The 17401-nt window shown below is 63.0% G+C and carries 18 protein-coding genes; 2 read left to right on the top strand and 16 right to left on the bottom strand.

Annotated elements, in window-relative coordinates; translation table 11 throughout:
- Window positions 1-31: 31 nt before the first annotated feature.
- Genes mdcG through dctP form a run of 8 tightly spaced genes read right to left on the bottom strand, consistent with a single transcriptional unit; the run spans window position 32 to window position 7252 of the window.
- Window positions 32-709, bottom strand: coding sequence for a malonate decarboxylase holo-[acyl-carrier-protein] synthase (gene mdcG, locus KHU30_RS00990; protein WP_211440788.1), 678 nt, complete (start codon window positions 707-709; stop codon window positions 32-34).
- The gene (gene mdcE / locus KHU30_RS00985; RefSeq protein WP_211440787.1) at window positions 693-1403 is read right to left on the bottom strand and encodes a biotin-independent malonate decarboxylase subunit gamma; all 711 of its coding nucleotides are present in this window, start codon (window positions 1401-1403) and stop codon (window positions 693-695) included. Before mdcE ends, mdcG begins: the two co-directional genes overlap by 17 nt.
- Complete coding sequence (locus KHU30_RS00980; protein WP_211440786.1) at window positions 1404-2303, bottom strand: biotin-independent malonate decarboxylase subunit beta; 900 nt, start codon at window positions 2301-2303, stop codon at window positions 1404-1406. It abuts the gene before it with no gap.
- Window positions 2300-2614: a malonate decarboxylase acyl carrier protein gene (mdcC, locus tag KHU30_RS00975; protein WP_211440785.1), complete on the bottom strand. Its 315-nt coding sequence runs from the start codon at window positions 2612-2614 to the stop codon at window positions 2300-2302. Before mdcC ends, KHU30_RS00980 begins: the two co-directional genes overlap by 4 nt.
- Before the next feature lie 31 nt (window positions 2615-2645).
- Window positions 2646-4307: a malonate decarboxylase subunit alpha gene (gene mdcA / locus KHU30_RS00970; protein ID WP_211440784.1), complete on the bottom strand. Its 1662-nt coding sequence runs from the start codon at window positions 4305-4307 to the stop codon at window positions 2646-2648.
- Between the two features lies 1 nt (window position 4308).
- Window positions 4309-5658: a TRAP transporter large permease gene (locus KHU30_RS00965; RefSeq protein WP_098497856.1), complete on the bottom strand. Its 1350-nt coding sequence runs from the start codon at window positions 5656-5658 to the stop codon at window positions 4309-4311.
- On the bottom strand, window positions 5658-6236 hold the full coding sequence (locus KHU30_RS00960) for a TRAP transporter small permease (RefSeq protein ID WP_211440783.1): 579 nt from the start codon (window positions 6234-6236) through the stop codon (window positions 5658-5660). The genes KHU30_RS00965 and KHU30_RS00960 overlap by 1 nt, the downstream gene beginning before the upstream one ends.
- Window positions 6233-7252 carry a TRAP transporter substrate-binding protein DctP gene (gene dctP / locus KHU30_RS00955; protein WP_211440782.1) on the bottom strand — a complete coding sequence of 340 codons (1020 nt, stop codon included), beginning with the start codon at window positions 7250-7252 and terminating at the stop codon, window positions 6233-6235. Before dctP ends, KHU30_RS00960 begins: the two co-directional genes overlap by 4 nt.
- 324 nt (window positions 7253-7576) lie before the next feature.
- On the opposite strand from dctP, the gene KHU30_RS00950 reads away from it, so the two are divergent.
- A complete protein-coding gene (locus tag KHU30_RS00950; protein WP_211440781.1) occupies window positions 7577-8266 on the top strand; it encodes a GntR family transcriptional regulator in 690 nt (229 codons plus the stop codon).
- 75 nt (window positions 8267-8341) lie between these two features.
- On the opposite strand, the gene KHU30_RS00945 is transcribed toward KHU30_RS00950, so the two are convergent.
- Together KHU30_RS00945 and KHU30_RS25010 are read right to left on the bottom strand one after the other, a co-directional pair.
- Window positions 8342-9874: a hypothetical protein gene (locus KHU30_RS00945; RefSeq protein WP_211440780.1), complete on the bottom strand. Its 1533-nt coding sequence runs from the start codon at window positions 9872-9874 to the stop codon at window positions 8342-8344.
- A 304-nt stretch (window positions 9875-10178) separates the two neighbouring features.
- Window positions 10179-10421 carry a hypothetical protein gene (locus KHU30_RS25010; protein ID WP_230427142.1) on the bottom strand — a complete coding sequence of 81 codons (243 nt, stop codon included), beginning with the start codon at window positions 10419-10421 and terminating at the stop codon, window positions 10179-10181.
- A gap of 268 nt (window positions 10422-10689) precedes the next feature.
- Here KHU30_RS25010 and KHU30_RS00935 point away from each other — a divergent pair, with 268 nt between their 5' ends.
- The gene (locus tag KHU30_RS00935) at window positions 10690-11049 is read left to right on the top strand and encodes a MerR family transcriptional regulator (protein ID WP_211440779.1); all 360 of its coding nucleotides are present in this window, start codon (window positions 10690-10692) and stop codon (window positions 11047-11049) included.
- Between the two features lie 96 nt (window positions 11050-11145).
- On the opposite strand, the gene KHU30_RS00930 is transcribed toward KHU30_RS00935, so the two are convergent.
- From KHU30_RS00930 to KHU30_RS00905, 6 genes are all read right to left on the bottom strand, one after another.
- Window positions 11146-12039: an AraC family transcriptional regulator gene (locus tag KHU30_RS00930; protein ID WP_211440778.1), complete on the bottom strand. Its 894-nt coding sequence runs from the start codon at window positions 12037-12039 to the stop codon at window positions 11146-11148.
- Window positions 12040-12077: 38 nt separating this feature from the next.
- Window positions 12078-13169 (bottom strand): ABC transporter ATP-binding protein, encoded by a 1092-nt coding sequence (locus KHU30_RS00925; RefSeq protein WP_211440777.1) that lies wholly within the window; start codon window positions 13167-13169, stop codon window positions 12078-12080.
- A gap of 5 nt (window positions 13170-13174) precedes the next feature.
- Entirely contained in the window at window positions 13175-14209 is a 1035-nt protein-coding gene (locus tag KHU30_RS00920; RefSeq protein WP_211442148.1) for an NAD(P)-dependent alcohol dehydrogenase, read from the bottom strand.
- Between the two features lie 67 nt (window positions 14210-14276).
- Window positions 14277-15086, bottom strand: a complete 810-nt coding sequence (locus KHU30_RS00915; protein WP_407928008.1) for a carbohydrate ABC transporter permease — start codon at window positions 15084-15086, stop codon at window positions 14277-14279.
- 71 nt (window positions 15087-15157) lie between these two features.
- The gene (locus KHU30_RS00910; RefSeq protein WP_211440776.1) at window positions 15158-16036 is read right to left on the bottom strand and encodes a carbohydrate ABC transporter permease; all 879 of its coding nucleotides are present in this window, start codon (window positions 16034-16036) and stop codon (window positions 15158-15160) included.
- Window positions 16037-16103: 67 nt separating this feature from the next.
- A complete protein-coding gene (locus KHU30_RS00905) occupies window positions 16104-17381 on the bottom strand; it encodes an ABC transporter substrate-binding protein (protein ID WP_211442146.1) in 1278 nt (425 codons plus the stop codon).
- Window positions 17382-17401 lie beyond the last annotated feature (20 nt).

Genomic DNA, 17401 nt, shown 5'->3' with positions numbered 1-17401 from the left:
TCGGCTCTCATGGCGGCTCTCGCGTCGATCCTCATGCCGGCTCCAGGCTGGAGATCAGGCTGGCCAGCGCGCTCAGCTGCACCGCGGCTGCCGTCTTCACCAGCACGCGCGCAGCAGTGCCGCCTTCGGCGCCGGCCTGCATGGCTTGCCAGCACTCCTTCCAGGCTACGGCCCGGCCATCCGGAAAGATCACTTCGCCATCCAGCGGCAAGCGTGCCGCGTGCTGCGCCAGCAAGGCCATGCCGCGCGAAAATTCCGGCGCGCTCCTGGGCGCAAACAACAGGTCGATATCCGAAGCGGCGGTGACATAATTTTGGCGGGTCAGGATTTGCCAGGCCCAGGAACCGTACAAGCGCAGCGCGATGCCGCTGTGCAGGCAATCGCCGGCAAACGCGCGCAGCGGGCCGCTCCAGCCGGCCGGCATGTGCGCCAGCGCCTGGCGCAGCGTCAGCGGTGCTTCAATTCGCTGGATATCCGCCAGTTGCGCCCGCAGCGGAATCCTCAGCTTGTCGCCATTGCTGTCCGGCGGCAGCGCCAGTCCCAGGCACAACTCATGTTCCGGTGCATCCGCTTCGCGCCGCCGCAGCACCAGCGGCCAATCCTCCTGCTGCCAGCGTTCCAGCGCCGCGCGGCAATCCGCCGCCACTGCTTGCGCCGACCGCTGCCAGCCGTCGGCGCTAAGCCAGACCAGGCTATGGCGCGTCAGCATGGGCCAGCACCGCCTGCGCCACCGGAAACGCCTGGCTGCGGCCGCCGCGCTGCAAGCCTGCGGCGCTGCGCCGGTCCTGCGGGTTGGCGTCGCGCAAGGCCTGCGCCATCTGCAAGGCCAGATCGCCATCCCAGATCGCTTCGATGCCGCCCATGTGCAGGTAATTCACCGGTCCCGGCGCAAACACCGGATTGCTCTTGGCTAGTTCCGTCAGGCGCTCCAGCGGCACCTTGGTGATGCGCGCCATGGCCGGCAAGCCCATCACGCGGATGGTCGCCTGCGGCAGGGCAAAACAGGCGTCGGCCATCAGGCCGCTGGTGATGAAGCCGCCCGACAGCGCCTGGTCGTACACCAGGCCGATGATCTTGTGTCCCTGGCTGCGCGCCAGCGCGATGCATTTTCCCAGATGCGCCATATAGCTGTTAATGCCTAGCATTTCATCGCGATGCCGCAGGCGCTGGCCTTGAGTATCGACCAGGATGACGATAGGCCGCTGCGGGAAGTTGCGCACCGTGGCCAGCACCGCCTGCGCCTGCAGCAAGGCGATTTCGACGCCGATCGGCGCGTGGCCGCTGCTGCCGATCACGTTCACCGTGGCGCCGTCGACTTGCGCGGTGCCGGTCAGGAAATTATCCTGCTCGACGATGGTATGGCCTTGCGGGAACAGCTGCCCTGCCAGTGAAATCCAATCCATTCACGGCCTCCGTCGCAGTTGCGCTGTGGCGGCGACAAAGACGTCGGCTTCCAGCATGGGTAGATTGACCGCATCGGCGACGCCGATTTTTTGCCAGATGTCGAGCGGGTCGACGGCAGCGCCGAAGGCATCGACACGGTCCTGCAAGAACTGCTGTTCGGCCTCCAGCGCTTCCAGCGTCAAGGCGATAGCGTCGACGCCGGCATGGCATTCCTGCATCAAGGCAAAGGCTGCCTGCCGGAACACGGCGCTGTCGTCGGCCACCAGCATCTGGCAATCGCCCAGCAGGTAGCGGTGCTTGCCGCCGGTGGTGCGCCAGACCAGCGCGCGGTCGCGCGCGTCGAATTCTTCGACGCCGTTGGCGGTTTCTATCACTTCCGGCCCGGACATCGCCAGCCGCCCTTCTTCCGACATCACGATCGCATTGGCGCAGCAGGCGACGATGCCCATGCCGCCGAAACAGCCGTTGGAACCGCCGACCAGCGCGATCACAGGGATGCCGGCGGCGCGCACCTCAAGCAGGGCGCGCATCACTTCGGATACTGCAATCAGGCCGGCATTGGCTTCGTGCAGGCGCACGCCGCCGCTTTCCAGCAGCAGCAGCACCGCATACGGACGCTCCAGCAGCGCGCGCTGCAGCAGGCCTGTCAGCTTGGCGCCGTGCACCTCGCCCACCGCGCCGCCCATGAAACCGCCCTCTTGCGCCGCCACCAGTATCGGCTCGCCGAACAGCCGCCCGGCGCCGATGGCGACGCCGTCGTCGAACGACACCGGCGCATCCAGCTGGCCCAGATGCGGGCTGACGATGCGCAGCGACGGCGGCAGGAATTCGCGGAAACTGCCGGCATCCAGCACCGCATCGAGGCGCTCGCGCGCATGCGCTTCCAGATAACTGTTCATGGCTGACCTCCCAGCGCCGCTTCCACCGCCTGGTCCAGGCGCAGGCTGACCACTGCCGGCGTGGCGCCCATGTCGTTGATGGCGATGCGCGTATCGGCCAGCTGCCAGCGCTGCTGGAAATCGCTCAGCACCGCTTGCCAGATCTTGCCGAAGCCGCGCGCGGCGGTCCTGATTTCAATCGTGCAGGCGCCGTTCAGCGGCGCCGATTCGATCAGCACCTCCAGGTTGCCCGAGCTGACCACGCCCGACAGCTGCGCGGTCGCGGGCAGCTGGCGCTGGCCATGTTCAAAACGAAAATTCAAGGTTTCCATCGCAACGCCCTATCACCTTTGCCAGTTCGGTTCACCAGTTCCTGAAACGCTTCGGCGGCTGGTACAAGCCGCCCGAGGCGCGCACCAGGTCTTTCATGTTCTTGGCTGCCAGCAGGTCGCGCGTGGCCAGCCGCTTGTCGATGCCCAGGTCTTCCGGGCGCCGGATGATGCCGCGGTCGCGCAGGTTTTCGACCATGCGCTTGTCGCGTCCCAGGCCGATGGCGGTGTAGCCGGCGACGCCGCGCACGGCCTGCTCGCGTTCTTCGTCGCTGCGGCACAGCAGCAGGTTGGCCAGCCCTTCCTCGGTCAGGATATGGCTGACGTCTTCGCCGTAGATCATCACCGGCGGAATCGCCATGCCGGCCTGCTCGGCCAGCTCCCAGGCATCCAGTTTTTCGACGAAGGCCGGTTGCATGTGTTCGCGGAAGGTCTCGACTATCTGCACCACCAGCTTTTGCCCGCGCGGAATCAGGTTCCTGCCGTCGCGTGCCTGCTTGCCGGCCTTCAGCCAAGCCAGGCTGGCGTGGCGCCGCCCGCGCGCATCGGCGCCCATGTTGGGCGCGCCGCCGAAACCGGCAATGCGGCCGGCGGTAGCGGTAGACGAATTACCCTGCAAGTCGATCTGCAAGGTGGAGCCGATGAACATGTCGCAGGCGTAGTGGCCGGCCATCTGGCTGAAGGCGCGGTTGCTGCGCATCGAGCCGTCGGCGCCGACGAAAAATACGTCGGAGCGCGCCCGGATATAGTCTTCCATGCCAAGTTCGGAACCGAAGGAATGGATGGACTCGACAAAGCCGGCCTCGATCGCCGGGATCAGCGCCGGATGCGGATTGAGCGCCCAGTGCTGGCAGATCTTGCCTTTCAGTCCCAGCGACGCGGCGTAGGTCGGCAGCAGCAGCTCGATCGCTGCGGTATCAAAGCCGATGCCGTGGTTGAGCCGCTGGATTGCATACTCGGCGTAGATGCCTTTGATGGCCATCATCGCCATCAGCACCTGGATGTCGGAGATCTGCGCCGGATCGCGCGTGAACAGCGGCTCGATATAGTGCGGCGTCGGCGCCTGCACCACGAAGCCGACCCAGTCCGCCGGGATATCCACCCGCGGCAGGACATCGACGATCTCATTGACCTGGGCGATCACGATGCCGCCGCTGAAGGCCGTGGCTTCGACGATCGCCGGCGTGTCTTCGGTATTCGGCCCGGTGTACAGGTTGCCGTGGCGGTCCGCCGCCTGCGCCGCCACCAGCGCCACGCGCGGCGTCAGGTCGACAAAGTAGCGGCCGAACAGTTCAAGATAGGTATGGATGGCGCCGATGTTCAGCTTGCCGGCCGCGACCAGCCCCGCCAGGCGCCCCGCCTGCGGACCGGAGAAAGAAAAGTCCAGACGGGCGGCGACGCCGTTTTCAAAGATATCCAGGTGCTCCGGCAAGGCCAGCACCGACAGCAGCATGTGCAGGCCGCTGATGCGCGCCGGATCGAGCCGGGCCAGCGCCTTGGCGAGGAAATCGGCCTGCTTCTGGTTATTCCCTTCCAGGCAGACTTTGTCACCCGCTTCCAGCACGCTGTACAACAGGTCCTGGATGCGCCCGGTTTCCACTATCTTGCCCTGGCAGCCGCTGCCGAGCATCTCGGCGGCGCGCCGCAGGCGCTGCTCGCGATTGGCGTTGCGCAAGTCCCAGCGGCGGCCTTCCATGTTATCTGGCTCCCATCAAGATATCCGGCAAGCCGGTGACGATGCCCGGAAACAGGCACAGGAGGATGATCGCCGCGAACATCAGCAGCAGGAACGGCAGCGTGCCCTTGATCACGTCGGACAGCGGAATGTCGGGCGCGATGTTCTTGATCACGAACAGGTTCAGGCCGACCGGCGGATGGATCAGGCCCATCTCCATCACCACCGTCATCACCACGCCGAACCAGATCAGGTCGAAGCCGGCTTCGCGCAGCGGCGGCAGGATGATCGGCGCGGTCATCAGGATGATCGACACCGGCGGCAGGAAGAAGCCGAGCACGATCACCATCAGCAGGATCACCGCCAGCAGCAGCCATTTCGACAGATGCAGGGCAACCACCCATTGCGCCGCCGACTGGCTGATGTGCAGATAGCTCATCACATACGAATACAGCAGCGACATGCCGATGATCAGCAGCAGCATGCAGGATTCCTTGATGGTCGAGTTCAGGAACGGCATCAGGTCGCGCGGCCGCCACATGCGGTAGACCACGGCGATCAGCACGATCGCCAGCAAGGCGCCGAGGCCGGCAGTCTCCGACGGCGTGGCGAAGCCGCCGTACAAGGCAATCATGACGCCGATCAGCAGGATCAGGAACGGCAGCACGCGCGGCAGCATCTCGACCTTCTGGGCAAGCGTGAAATGTTCGTCATCCAGGTAGGCCGACTTGACGCCGCCCTGGCGATAGATCTCGTGCGCCAGCCGGTATTCCTTGCGGGCGCGGTAGACGGCGTAGCCGGCGAACATGACTACCAGCAGGACGCCGGGGCCGATGCCGGCCAGGAACAGGCGTCCCAGCGATTGTTCCGACGCCACCGCATACAGGATCATGGTGATCGATGGCGGCAGCAGGATCCCCAGCGTGCCGCCGGCGGCGATGATGCCGGCCGCGAATCCCGGCGAGTAGCCGCGCCGCCGCATCTCCGGGATGCCGGCGGAACCGATCGCTGAACAGGTCGCCGGCGAGGAGCCTGCCATCGCCGCAAACAAGGCGCAGGCAAAGACGTTGGCGATGCCGAGGCCGCCCGGAACCCGGCTCAGCCAGGCGTGGATCGCCGAGTACAGGTCGCGCCCGGCCGGCGATTTGCCGATGGCCGCCCCCTTCAGGATGAACAGAGGGATGGAGAGCAAGGTGACGGAGGCGATTTCCTCGTAGACGTTCTGGGTGACGGTATCCAGCGAGGAAGCCGGCATGAAGAAATACATGAAACTGGTGGCGACCACACCGAGTGCAAACGCAATCGGCATGCCGGAACACATCACGACAATCGTGACGATGCCATACAGGGCACCAAGGGCAAGCGGACTCATTACACTCCCGTGACGGTTGGATGGTTGGCGCCGCGATCGGTCAGGCGCGCCAGCACCTGCGCCAGGATCTGCAAGGTCAGCACGGTCATGCCGAGCGCCATCAAGGAATAAGGGATCCACAGCGGCGGCGCGAACGTGGACGAGGTAGTCTGTCCTTCGGACCAGGCCTCATGGAACAAGGTCCATGACTTCCACGAAAAGAAACCGCAGAACAGGAAAGACACCACGTCGACCAGCAGCAGCCGCATCCTGTTCACGCCAGCCGGCAAGATCGACGACAGGGCTTCGATGCCGATATGGCCGCGATACGATTGCGCGTAGCCGGCGCACAGGAAGATCACGCCGACCAGCATGAAGACGGTGGCGTCGTCCTGCCAGTCGGTCGGCACGTGGAAGAAATAGCGCGCCACCACGGAATACGTCATGATCAACGCCGTCAGCATTAGCGCTACCATCGACAGGTAAAGGGCAAGTTGATTGAAGCGCGCAAGTGCGCCGGCCAGCACCGCCACTACCGGATTATCCGGCATGGCAGGCAAGTCGGCAGCGGTCGGCTTCGCGTCGAAGCCGTGGCTCATAGGAGTTTCTCAGCCAGTTTCAGCAGCTTGGCGCAATTCTCGTTCTTGGCCGCATAGTCTTTCCAGGCGGTGTTGCGCGCAATGTCCTGCCATTTCTTGACGGTGGCGGCGTTCAGGTCGACCACTTTGGCGCCGGCCTTCATGTACACCGCGGCGACGCCGGAATCGTCCAGCCGCGCCGCGCTTTCGGCGAATTTTTCCATGTCGGCGCCGACCGCCATCACCGCCGCCTGCTGCTCCTTGGTCAGGCGGTCGAAGGTGGCTTTCGAGATCATCAGCGGTTCCAGCATGTACCAATAGGCCTTGTCGCGGCCGCTGGTCAGGCTCTTCGAGACTTCCTCCAGGCGGAAGGAAATCAGCGAGGTCGACGACGTCATGGCGGCGTCCATCGCGCCGGTCTGCATCGCCGCATAGATTTCATTGGACGGCAGCGTCACCACGGCGGCGCCGGCTTCCTTCAGGATCAGGTCCATCTCGCGCGAACCGCCGCGTATCTTCAAGCCCTTGGCGTCGGCAGGATCGACGATCGGCTTGGTGCGGGAAGCAACGCCGCCCGCCTGCCAGATCCAGCTGACGATGATCACGCCCTTGTCCAGCAGGATGCGCGACAGTTCCTTGCCGACTTCCGCATTCTTCCAGGCCGCGCCTTGTTCGTACGAAGTCACCAGGCCAGGCATCAGGCCGATATTGACTTCCGGCACTTCGCCGCCGGCGTAGTTGAGCGGCACCAGCGAGAAATCCAGCGCCCCCTTGCGCAGCGCGGAGAACTGGGAGTTGGTTTTCATCAGGGAGGAGCCCGGATAAATCTCGAATTTCAGGCTGCCGTTGGTGCGCTTGCCGACTTCTGCGGCAAACATGCGGGTCAGGCGGTCGCGGAAGTCGCCTTCGCTGATGCTACCGCCGGGAAACTGATGGGATATCTTAAGGGCGCTGGATTGCGCCCAGACTGACGACATGGACCAGAACGGCGTGCTCGCAAGTGCGCCCAGCACCGTTCTTCTGCTGACTAAAGACATATCCCCTCTCCTCTGGTGGAAAAACTATCGATACAATTTTCGGGAATCTCTAGAAACCGTAGCGAGCGGCCCAAGGTCTGGTTGAGAAGCGCAGCTGTACGAGAGTGTACAGCGAGCATCGCAGACCAGAGATTGGGTCGCGCAGTAGGTTTATTGATGTTCCTGTTAGCTACTTTTCATGCGTTTATTGCTGAAGATAGATGCTATGTATTCTTATTACATTTCCTTGTATACACAATATTCCATAAAACATTTTTATGTCAACGAATAAATACGCCTTACAATCAAATCTGGAATACACATAATCCCAGAAACGGCCAAATTATGCTCACGACAAAAAATCGCTCGGAATCGCTACGCGAAACCATCGAAGAGATGATCGCGGTTGGTGAGTTTCGCCCAGGCCAGCATCTTGATGAAACCGACCTGGCTATCAAGTTCGGCGTGTCCCGCACGCCGGTGCGCGAAGCCTTGATCCAGCTGGCTTCCATGGGCATCGTGGTGACGCGGCCGCGGCGCGGCACCGTGGTCGCCGAAATCGGTCCGCGCCAGCTGGTGGAAATGTTCGAGGTGATGGCAGAGCTGGAAGCGATGTGCGGACGCCTGGCGGCGCGCAGGATGTCCGGCGAGGAGCATGCGCGCCTGCTGGCGGCGCACCAGGCATGCATGGAAGCGCGCGATGCGCACGATCCGGACAGTTATTTCTACAAGAATGAAGCCTTCCATGACGCCATCTATGAAGGCAGCCACAATGCCTTCCTGGCGACCCAGGCGCGCTCGCTGCAGCGCCGCCTGCGACCCTACCGGCGGCTGCAGCTGCGGGTGCGCGACCGCCTCAATGTCTCTTACCAGGAGCATGACGGCGTGGTGCAAGCCATCATCGCCGGCAACAGCGATCAGACCGCCGACCTGCTGCGCCAGCACGTCACGGTGCAGGGGCAGCGCTTCGCCGACCTGATTGCCTCGCTGCAGCAGCTGACTGCAATGCCGGAGCCGCAGTACACCTATAACTGAACGCCGCCGGCAGCGACGGCTCAGACAGCCGGGCGGCGCGGCACGGCTTGCCCCACCCCGCTGCCTGCTTTCTGCTTAGTGCGCAGCGGGCGCCAAATTCACGCTCAAGGTCCCCTGGTCATTGCCGGAAACCCAGCCCACGCGGCCGGCGTTGGGGCCGCCCGTGAAGCGCAGCAGCGGCAGATCGGCGATGAATTCGATGCCCGGCACCGGATTTGAAAGCACCAGCGGATTCAAGCTGGCGTCGAGCTGAATGAAATGCCACTCGATCGCACGGTTGGTGCGGTTGCTCGAATTCCACAGGCCGTAGGACACCACAAAGCCGCTGCCGTAGGCTTCCAGCTTAGGCATGATGGCTTGCGTATTGGCGGCGTTGCTGGTCAGCCAGGCGCTGGAACGCACGCTGCCGTCGGCGCCGCTGACCAGGCTGATGCGCACATCGCGGGCGGCGCGGCCTTGCGAGGTCGCGTGCACGATCGCGAAATCGCCGCTGCTCAGCTTGATGAACTGGCCGGTCTCGGCGTTGGTGGTATTGTCGCCCTCGGCGCCGTCGATGGCTTGGTATGGCTTATCGAAAACGGTGCCGTCGCTGCCGAGATAGCTGGCCAAGGTACGCGCCGACAAGCCCAGCTGACGCGGATAGGCGTCGCCATGCGCCAGCGTGTAGGCGACGCCGTTGTCGATCAGCAGGCGCTGGTTGAAATTGTGCGAATAGAACCAGGCAGAGCCCATGTTCATCGAATTGCCGGCAGGCGCAACGACGTTTCCGGTAGCGGCATCGAAGTAGCGGAAATAGCCGGCCTGGTGACGCGTGCCGTTATCGCCCCAAGCCATCTGATGCGCAACGTACAGCACCAGCTTCTGGTTCACCGCGTCGTAGCTCAAGACGCCGCCTCCTGCCGTGCCGGGGTTGCCCTTGCTCTTGTCCTTGCTGTTGTCCTGGTTGCCGAACACCAGGGTATCCCACGCCGTCGCCGTGAAGCCGGCGCTGGAAGCCTTGGCGATATGCAGCTCGTTGCCGTTGACGTTGTTGACGTCGCCCGCGACCGCGTTGCGGTACGGATGGTCGACGTTATAGGCTATATAGAAGGCGCCGACAGCATCCTTGGCAAAGCCCAGCAGTTTGTATGAGCGCAGGCTGGTCGCCGTTGTGGCGCCGGTGCTGAGATCAGGGTTAACGTGGGTGATGCTGATCGTGGCAGGCGTTCCCAGGCCGGAAACCGAAGACTGGGTCGCGCCGGAATAATCCAGCCATGCCACATCCAGGCTGCCATCCGCGTTGACCACCGGGATGACCGGATTGGGAAAGCCGTAGTTCGACATCGGGCTCGGCGGCACCAGGCCGTCATTGAAAAAATTGGCTTTCAGGCCAAAGACCTTGCCCGTTGCGCCAGTGGCGATCACCTGCGTCGTCACCTTGAAATCCGCGACAGGGACCGATGCCGGAGCCGTGGCCGGCGGAGCTGCCGGCGGAGCTGCCGGCGTGGCGGTCGTCGGCGGCGCCGTGGCTGGCGCCACAGTCGATGGCGATACCTGGCTGGCAGACGAATCGGACGAACCGCCGCCGCAGGCCGCAAGCAGCAAAGGCAAGGAAAGCAGCAGCGGCAATACGAACGGAGGGCTCCGGTCAGATGATTTCGGAGAATAGCTAAATGAAGACATTGTTTTAATCTTTGCTGTAGATGCGCGAACCCATTGTTCACGCCGTATCGCAGGCTCCGGAATGAAGCGCGCCCGCGGATCTGGCGAGGTATCGCAAACATCGTGCCACCGCATTACAGCAAGACAGGCGGGCATTAGCGTCTAGCGCTTGCCTCGATGCTGACCAAGAGGGTCAGCCGGGTGACATTCTTGGTCAGCCGGCCCCGGCTGTGACGCCAAGGCTGGGGCTGGGACTGCGACACAAATGCAGCTAGGCCGCTTTGCCCTCGCCCGGCGCGGCGGCGCGCACCGGCATGCTCTGCAAGATGCCGAACACGATTTCCATCGCCGTGAAAGCCAGGATGATCACGCTGGCGCCATGGACTACGGCGTATATCTGCCACACCGCAAACAAAAAGCGCGCGGCAGCGTCGTAACGGCCGAATTGCAGTTGCGGATCGCGGATGCGCAGCAACGCCCATATCGTCACCACCGAACCGAGCAGGTTTGCCATCAGCACATGCGCCGGCGCGAACGCCGGAAATATTCCCGCCAGCTGCCATCTCTGCGTCAGCCACAGCAAGCCAGCGTGAATGGCGGCGAAACTCCACGGGGTGGCGAAGCCGATGGTCGCCAGCAGGTCATACCAGGCGCTGGCGCGGATGATGCGGCGGTATTACTTGGGATCGAACATGTTTACCCTCTCTTCAAAAAAATATCGACGAGCAAGCAAGGTAAAGCCTCGGGTACACTCCAAGGTCAAGCAAAAAAACGGGGGAAACATGCGCATCGGAAGCCTGGCCGAAGCCAGCGGCCTGAGCCGCGACACCTTGCGCTTCTACGAGGAGCGCGGACTGATACGTTCAGCGCGCGGCAGCAACGGCTATCGCATCTACCAGCCCGAGACGCTGCAGCTGCTGGGCTACATCCGCAGCGCGCAAAAGCTCGGCTTCAGCCTGAACGAAATCGGCGCCAGCCTGCCGGCCTTGTGGGATGCGCCCGAGCCGGACCAGGCGGTAGCGGCGCTGCTGCGCGAGAAGGCGGCAATCATCGATCAAAAAATCGCCGAACTGGTCCAGCTCAAGCAAGAGCTGCTGCAGCGTGCCGCGGCGGCCTGCCCGCTGACAAATGTCCGGCCGTGAAAATAAGCGAGCGGCTTGTACTCGCCCTCTGCCAGCATGGCCTTGATCTTGGAAGTACTGGGGCCGCTGCCTGGATAGATGAATGAATTCCGATTTTTACAGCAGCGCTGGACGGCTTGGGCCTGTGTCGCCTTGTTGCGTCAGATGACAAGCCCTGAACTTGGACGGCGACATCTGCTTTTTCTGCAGGAACTGATGATTGAAGTGCGAGACATTATTGAACCCCACCCGGTAGCAGATATCGGTCACCGACAGCCCGCTGTTCATCAGCAGCTCGCAGGCGCGGTTGAGCCGCAGGTGGTTGACGTACTGGACGAAGGTCACGCCGGTGCGCTTGCGGAAAAAGCGCGAAAAGGCGGCGCCGGCCATGCCAGCCAGTTCGGCAACCTCGGCTTCCCTCAGGTTGGCGGTATAGTTTTCCAGGATATAGGCCAGCACTTGGTTGATGACAGCGTTGCGGCGCTGGTCGGCGCTGGCATCGTAGCTGGGGCTGGCCAGCCGCACGCGCGGCGCATGCGACAGGTAGTCCAGCAAGTCCAGGAACAGGATCACGCGCCGGGCGTCGCTGGCGCCGAGCATGGCGCTCAAGGTCTCATGCGCCCGCGGCTCGGCTTCTTTGCCGAACTGTACGCCAAAGCGCGCCTCGTCGAGCAGTTTCTGCACCTGGCCGAATTCGGGAAACAGCCGCATGCAATCCTGCATGAACTCGGCGCCGAACTGCAGCACCAGGTCGCGCTCCGCCACGCTGGCGCCGGGCGTCAGTTCGCTCACCCAGTTGTGCGGGATATTGGGGCCGGTGAACACAAGGTTGCCAGGTCCGCAATCGCCGATGTAGTCGCCGACAAACATCTTGCCGCGGGTCTCGCGCAAATAATGCAGCTCGTACTCGGGATGGTAATGCCAGCGCGCCACCTGGTGCGGATAGCCGTGGGACCAGACGCGGAACGACTGGTATTGCACTTTCTGGATAAGCTCAAGGTCCGGCCGCATGATGTCGCCTCCTGTTGTTGCCTGGGCTTAAATAGATGTCAATGACGCAACACCAGGCTGCGACCTGTCTCTGCATCGAACACATGCAGGTCGTTCATCAAGGCATTAAAGCATACTTGGTCCCCTACCCGCGGGCAACGGCTGGCCGGCACCAGCGCAGTGATTTCGCGCTCGGCATGCAACAGGCTGACCAGTGATTCGGCCCCCAGCAGTTCCACCAGGTCGATCCGGCCCAGTATTTCAATCTGCCGGTCGCCGGTGCTGGAGGTGAGCATGTGATTGGGCCTTACTCCCAGCACGACGGACTGGCCGTCGCCGATGGCGAACAAGGATTGCGGCAAACGCCACCTGGCCTGGCCGCTGTCCAGCACTGTCATTCCATCCTCATGGCTGGCGGTGCAATCGATGAAATTCATGGCCGGGGTGCCGATGAATCCTGCGGCGAACTTGGATACCGGGTGGTTGTAAATTTCCGCCGGCGTGCCGACCTGTTCGATCCGTCCCGCTTTCAGGAGCACGATGCGGTCGGCCAGCGTCATCGCTTCCAGCTGGTCGTGGGTAACATAGACCGACGTGGTCGCCAGTTGCCGGTGCAGGCGCTTGATGTCGCCGCGCAGCTGGGCGCGCAGCTTGGCATCCAGGTTGGAGAGCGGCTCGTCGAACAAGAATACCGCCGGCGTCTTGATCATGGCGCGGCCGATCGCCACCCGCTGCTGCTGGCCGCCTGACATCTGCTTTGGCTTGCGCTGCAGCAGCGGCTCCAGGTTGAGCATCTGCGCCACCTGTCCGACCCGCCGGCCGATCTCGCTCTCCGGCGTCTTCAGGCGGCGCAGGCCGAAGGCCATGTTGTCGTACACCGTCATGTGCGGATACAGGGCGTAATTCTGGAACACCATGGCGATATCGCGCTCGCGCGGCGGCAAGTCATTCACCTGACGGGCGCCGATATGCAGGGCGCCGCCGCTGATTTCTTCCAGCCCGGCCATCATGCGCAGGATGGTCGATTTGCCGCAGCCGGAGGGGCCGAGCAGCACGATGAATTCCGCGTCCGCGATCTCCATGCTGAAATCGTGGACTACCGGGTTGCCTTCATAATGTTTTACCAACTTATCGCAAACAATGCTGGCCATGGCGCTTACTCCAATTCGATCTGGATCTTGACATCGTGCGGATTGCTGCTGGCCGCCGCATCGAAAGCGGCGACGCCGTCGGCGAATTTGAACGAGCGCGAAATGAAGGGCTTGACGTCGATCTTGCCGGAGGCGATCAGGGCCAGCGCGCGCGGAAAGATATTGGCATAGCGGAATACCGATTCGATGCGGATTTCCTTGGCTTGGATTGCAACGATATCGATGGCCACCTTGGCGGCCGGCATGCCCACCAGCACCAGGCAGCCGCCCGGGCACAGCAGGTCGAAGATGCCATCGTAAGCCTTGTCGCTGCCGCTGGCTTCGAACACGATGTCGGCGCCCCACTCGCCGCTCAGGCCAATCACGGTTTCCAGCAGCGATTGCCGGCGCAGGTTGACGGTGGTGATGCCGGGATAGGCATGGATCAGGTCCAGCTTTTCCTGCATCAGGTCGCAGATCACCACCCGGCTGCAGCCGCCGGCCAGCGCCGCCAGCGCCGTCATCATGCCGATCGTGCCGGCGCCCATCACGACTGCCAGGTCGCCCGGCTTGATCCTGGCCTTGGTGGCAGCCTGCAAGCCGATCGCCAGCGGCTCGACGATTGCGCCTTCGGCGAAGCTGACGTTATCCGGCAGCTTGAACGTGAAAGCGGCCGGATGCGAGACGAACGGCGTCAGGCATCCATGGACCGGCGGTGTCGCCCAGAAGCGCACCGCCGGATCGAGGTTGTACAAGCCGAGCCGGGCCGCCCTCGATTCAAAATCCGGCACCCCTGGCTCCATGCAGACGCGGTCGCCCACCTGCAGGTGACGGACCGCGGCGCCGACTTCGGCCACCACGCCGGCGGCCTCATGCCCTAGCACCATCGGCTCGTGCACCACGAAGGAACCGATATTGCCGTGCTGGTAGTAATGCACATCGCTGCCGCAGACGCCGACCGTATGGATCTTGATCTTGACGTCGCGCGGACCGATCGCCAGCGGCAAATCAATCTCTCGCAACTGGATGTCATGCTGTTTTTCGAGAACCAGGGCTTTCATCATCTACTCCATTATCTTGTTAGTGCAGCGGGACGGCGCTGCTCCGTTTTTTTGTCTTACACAACACTCAGCGATGCTTCAGCATGGAATTGAGCAACTGACTGAGCAATCCCAGGAACACCAGCGGCGGCAAGGCCAGCAGCACGGTGGAGGCGTTGACCACGCCCCACGGCACTTCCTGCCCCATCGAGGTGAACGTGGCGGCAATCACCGGCAAGGTGGCGGCCTGCTGCGAAGTCAGGGTCAGCGCCATCATCAGTTCGTTCCAGACCAGCACGAAGCTGAATACAACGCCGCCCAGCAAGGTCTTGGACGCAATCGGCAAGGCGATGCGCCAGAACACTGCATACGGACCGTAGCCATCGATGGTTGCAGCTTCCTCGACTTCGCGCGGGACCCGCTGGAAGGCTGGGATGGAAAGCCAGATAATGGTCGACAAGGTGGTCAGCAGATAAGTCACGATCAGCGAAAAGCGGGTGTCGTAGACGCCAAGGTCGATCCAGGTCGCCATCAGCGGAATCGCCACCGCCACCGGCGGCAGGAAGCGCAGCGACAGCACGAAGAACTGGACGTCGTCGCGCCGGCGGAAGGGATAGCGGGCGATAGCGTAAGCGGCGGGCACGCCCAGCAGCGCGCCCAGCGCGACCGCCGAACCGACCACCAGGATGCTGTTGTACAGGCCGGACAAAACTTCCGGCGTGTGCAGCACCTGCCGATAGTTGTCCAGGGTCGGCCGGAACAGGAAACGCGGCGTCGGCGAGACGATGTCCATCAATTCCTTGAGCGAATTGAGCAGCGCCCACAGCACCGGGAACAGGGCCACCGTCACCAGCAGCGCCAAGCCCAGCCAGCTGAAGGCCTTGGATAATCCGCGCACGAGGCTGCCCCGAGCGGCAGCTTTGCGGGGCGCTGCCAGTTGCATCTTGCCCCCTGCCGGCAGGCCTGCAATTATTCTTGCCATTTTTTTGCTCGCTTCCAAATGATTGTGAACAACGCGGTGGTCAGCACCATCATCAGGACCGCCATCGCCGAGGCGTAGGAGATATCGCCGGACAAACCGATGCCCTGCGAATAGGCATACATGTCCAGCGTTTCGGTGGCGATGCCGGGACCGCCCTTGGTCATGACATAGATCAGGTCGAAAGAACGCAGCGACTCGATCATCTTGATCAGCGCCAGGCTGACCAGCGGCGCCCGCAGCATCGGCAACGCCACCAGTGCATACACCTCCCAGCTGCGGGCATAGTCGATGCGCGCCGCCTCCAGCGGTTCCGGCGGCAAGGTCTCCAGCAGCTTGAGCACGATCACGGCAAAGAACAAGCCCCATTGCCAGACGTCGACAAAGGCCACCGCCAGCAACGCCAGGGCGGGATCTGACAGGAAGGCGATGTTGCCCAGGCCGACAAAACCCAGCAGCCAGCTGACGATGCCCAGCAAGGGCGAGAACATGAATTTCCACAGGAAGGCCGCCGACACCCGCGGCAGCAGCACCGGAATGATCAGCAGCACCGACAGCAGATTGCGGGTGCGAGGCGAAGTCTTCTCGAACAGCCAGACCGCGAGCAGCACGCCCACCACCAGGGTGCCGAGCACGGTGACGGCTTCCCATTGCGCCGAGACCTTGATGGCGTTGAGGAAGCGGCGGTCCGCCGCCAGCCGGGAAAAATTCTCGAACCAGACGAAATGGCTGTCGGCGTATTGCAGCATGCGGTCACGCAGCGCCAGGTAGATCGCGCCGACGGTGGGCACCAGCGCCAGTACGGCCAGGATCAGCAAAGGCGGCAGCAGGAACACATAGGGCAAGGAGGTGCTATGGCGTTTATTCATTGTCGTTTCTCGAAAGGCTGCGCCAGGCGGCGCCGGACCGGGGCCGCCTGGCAATCCTGAGTGACGTTCAGTTGCGGCGGCCGGCGCGGGCGATGACGGCGTCGGTGTACTTGGCGGCGTCGTCCAGCGCGGCCTTGGCGTCGGTGCGGGTGCCGGTGAACAGTTCTTCCAGCACAACGCCAAGGTTGTCGCCGACCTGCGGCCACAGCGGCGACGACCAGATATTCAGCCTGGTGGTATCGGTGATCGCGTTCAGGCCGGCGACGATCCCCGGCTTCACATGCTGCTGGAAGTACGGGCTGCCGATCGTGCTGCTGCGGTTATAGTCGCTGAACACGCCATCCTTGAGGCGCGCCTGCTCCTGTTCCTTGCTGCTGGCCCAGGCGATGAATTTGCCGGCCGCCTGGCGCGTGCATTCATCCTTGCTGCCGTAGGCGGCAATCGCAAAGCCGTGGCCGAAACCTGCCGAAGACAGCGGCGCCGGCGGCCGCGCGTAGCCGACCTTGTCCACGATTGACGATTTGGTCGGGTCTTCCATCCAGTCGGCGAACGGCGTCGACTCGATCATGAAGGCGACCTTGCCGGCACGAAAACTTTCGACAGCATTGCTCCAGTCGTAGGTGGCGGAGCCGGGCGGCGCATACTTCAACAGATCCATATAGGTTTGCGTGGCTTTCACTCCGGACGCGGAATTGAAGCCGGCCTTGCCGTCCTTGCCGACCCATGCGCCGCCCATGGCGGTAAAGAAAGGCGACCAGCGCCACACGTTCATGCCCGAACCGCGCTGGCCGCGCGCCACCCAGCCGTAGACGGAGGGCGGATTGTGCAGCTTCCTGATGGCGGCCTGCAGTTCTTCCAGCGTTTTCGGCACGGCGATGTGCGCCTTGTCGAGCAAGTCCTTGCGGTAATAAAGAAAGTCGCCGCCGCCGTACAGCGGCGCAAAGTAAGCGACATCCTTGTAACTGGCGACGGCGCGGCGGCCGGGCAGGAAATCGCTGAAATCGTATTCCTTCGGATAATATTTCAGCAAGGGCAGGATCCAGCCGGCGGCGGCGAATTCCGCCACATTGGCTTCGTCCACGTAGTAGACCTGGTAGGCCCCGGCCTTGGTGGAAGCATCCAGGCGCGACTTGCCGCGGCGATCGTTCTCGCCGAAATACACCAGGTCGACCTGGGTGCCGCTGGCCTTGCGATAATCGGCCAGCGACTTTTCGAGCGTGGTGAGACCCAGGGTTTTCTGGGCCAGTACTTTCAATTGCGGAACGCTGCAGGAATCGGCCGCGGAAGCGGCCGGCATCAGGAACACCAGGCCGGCAAGCGCACCGGCATAGGCGAGTTTGTTCATCACTATTGTCTCCTCTGTTT

It is taken from the genome of Collimonas humicola (assembly GCF_018304945.1).
Classification (GTDB): Bacteria; Pseudomonadota; Gammaproteobacteria; order Burkholderiales; family Burkholderiaceae_D; genus Collimonas; species Collimonas humicola.
Note: the sequence above shows the minus strand (reverse complement) of the source record. Positions and strands in the feature narration are given on the sequence as shown.

Bases quoted from the DNA above. Each gene is read 5' to 3' on its own strand.
- mdcG (WP_211440788.1), bottom strand. From the start codon at position 709: ATGCTGACGCGCCATAGCCTGGTCTGGCTTAGCGCCGACGGCTGGCAG.
- mdcE (WP_211440787.1), bottom strand. From the start codon at position 1,403: ATGGATTGGATTTCACTGGCAGGGCAGCTGTTCCCGCAAGGCCATACC.
- KHU30_RS00980 (WP_211440786.1), bottom strand. From the start codon at position 2,303: ATGAACAGTTATCTGGAAGCGCATGCGCGCGAGCGCCTCGATGCGGTG.
- mdcC (WP_211440785.1), bottom strand. From the start codon at position 2,614: ATGGAAACCTTGAATTTTCGTTTTGAACATGGCCAGCGCCAGCTGCCC.
- mdcA (WP_211440784.1), bottom strand. From the start codon at position 4,307: ATGGAAGGCCGCCGCTGGGACTTGCGCAACGCCAATCGCGAGCAGCGC.
- KHU30_RS00965 (WP_098497856.1), bottom strand. From the start codon at position 5,658: ATGAGTCCGCTTGCCCTTGGTGCCCTGTATGGCATCGTCACGATTGTC.
- KHU30_RS00960 (WP_211440783.1), bottom strand. From the start codon at position 6,236: ATGAGCCACGGCTTCGACGCGAAGCCGACCGCTGCCGACTTGCCTGCC.
- dctP (WP_211440782.1), bottom strand. From the start codon at position 7,252: ATGTCTTTAGTCAGCAGAAGAACGGTGCTGGGCGCACTTGCGAGCACG.
- KHU30_RS00950 (WP_211440781.1), top strand. From the start codon at position 7,577: ATGCTCACGACAAAAAATCGCTCGGAATCGCTACGCGAAACCATCGAA.
- KHU30_RS25010 (WP_230427142.1), bottom strand. From the start codon at position 10,421: ATGGCAAACCTGCTCGGTTCGGTGGTGACGATATGGGCGTTGCTGCGC.
- KHU30_RS00935 (WP_211440779.1), top strand. From the start codon at position 10,690: ATGCGCATCGGAAGCCTGGCCGAAGCCAGCGGCCTGAGCCGCGACACC.
- KHU30_RS00930 (WP_211440778.1), bottom strand. From the start codon at position 12,039: ATGCGGCCGGACCTTGAGCTTATCCAGAAAGTGCAATACCAGTCGTTC.
- KHU30_RS00925 (WP_211440777.1), bottom strand. From the start codon at position 13,169: ATGGCCAGCATTGTTTGCGATAAGTTGGTAAAACATTATGAAGGCAAC.
- KHU30_RS00920 (WP_211442148.1), bottom strand. From the start codon at position 14,209: ATGAAAGCCCTGGTTCTCGAAAAACAGCATGACATCCAGTTGCGAGAG.
- KHU30_RS00910 (WP_211440776.1), bottom strand. From the start codon at position 16,036: ATGAATAAACGCCATAGCACCTCCTTGCCCTATGTGTTCCTGCTGCCG.
- KHU30_RS00905 (WP_211442146.1), bottom strand. From the start codon at position 17,381: ATGAACAAACTCGCCTATGCCGGTGCGCTTGCCGGCCTGGTGTTCCTG.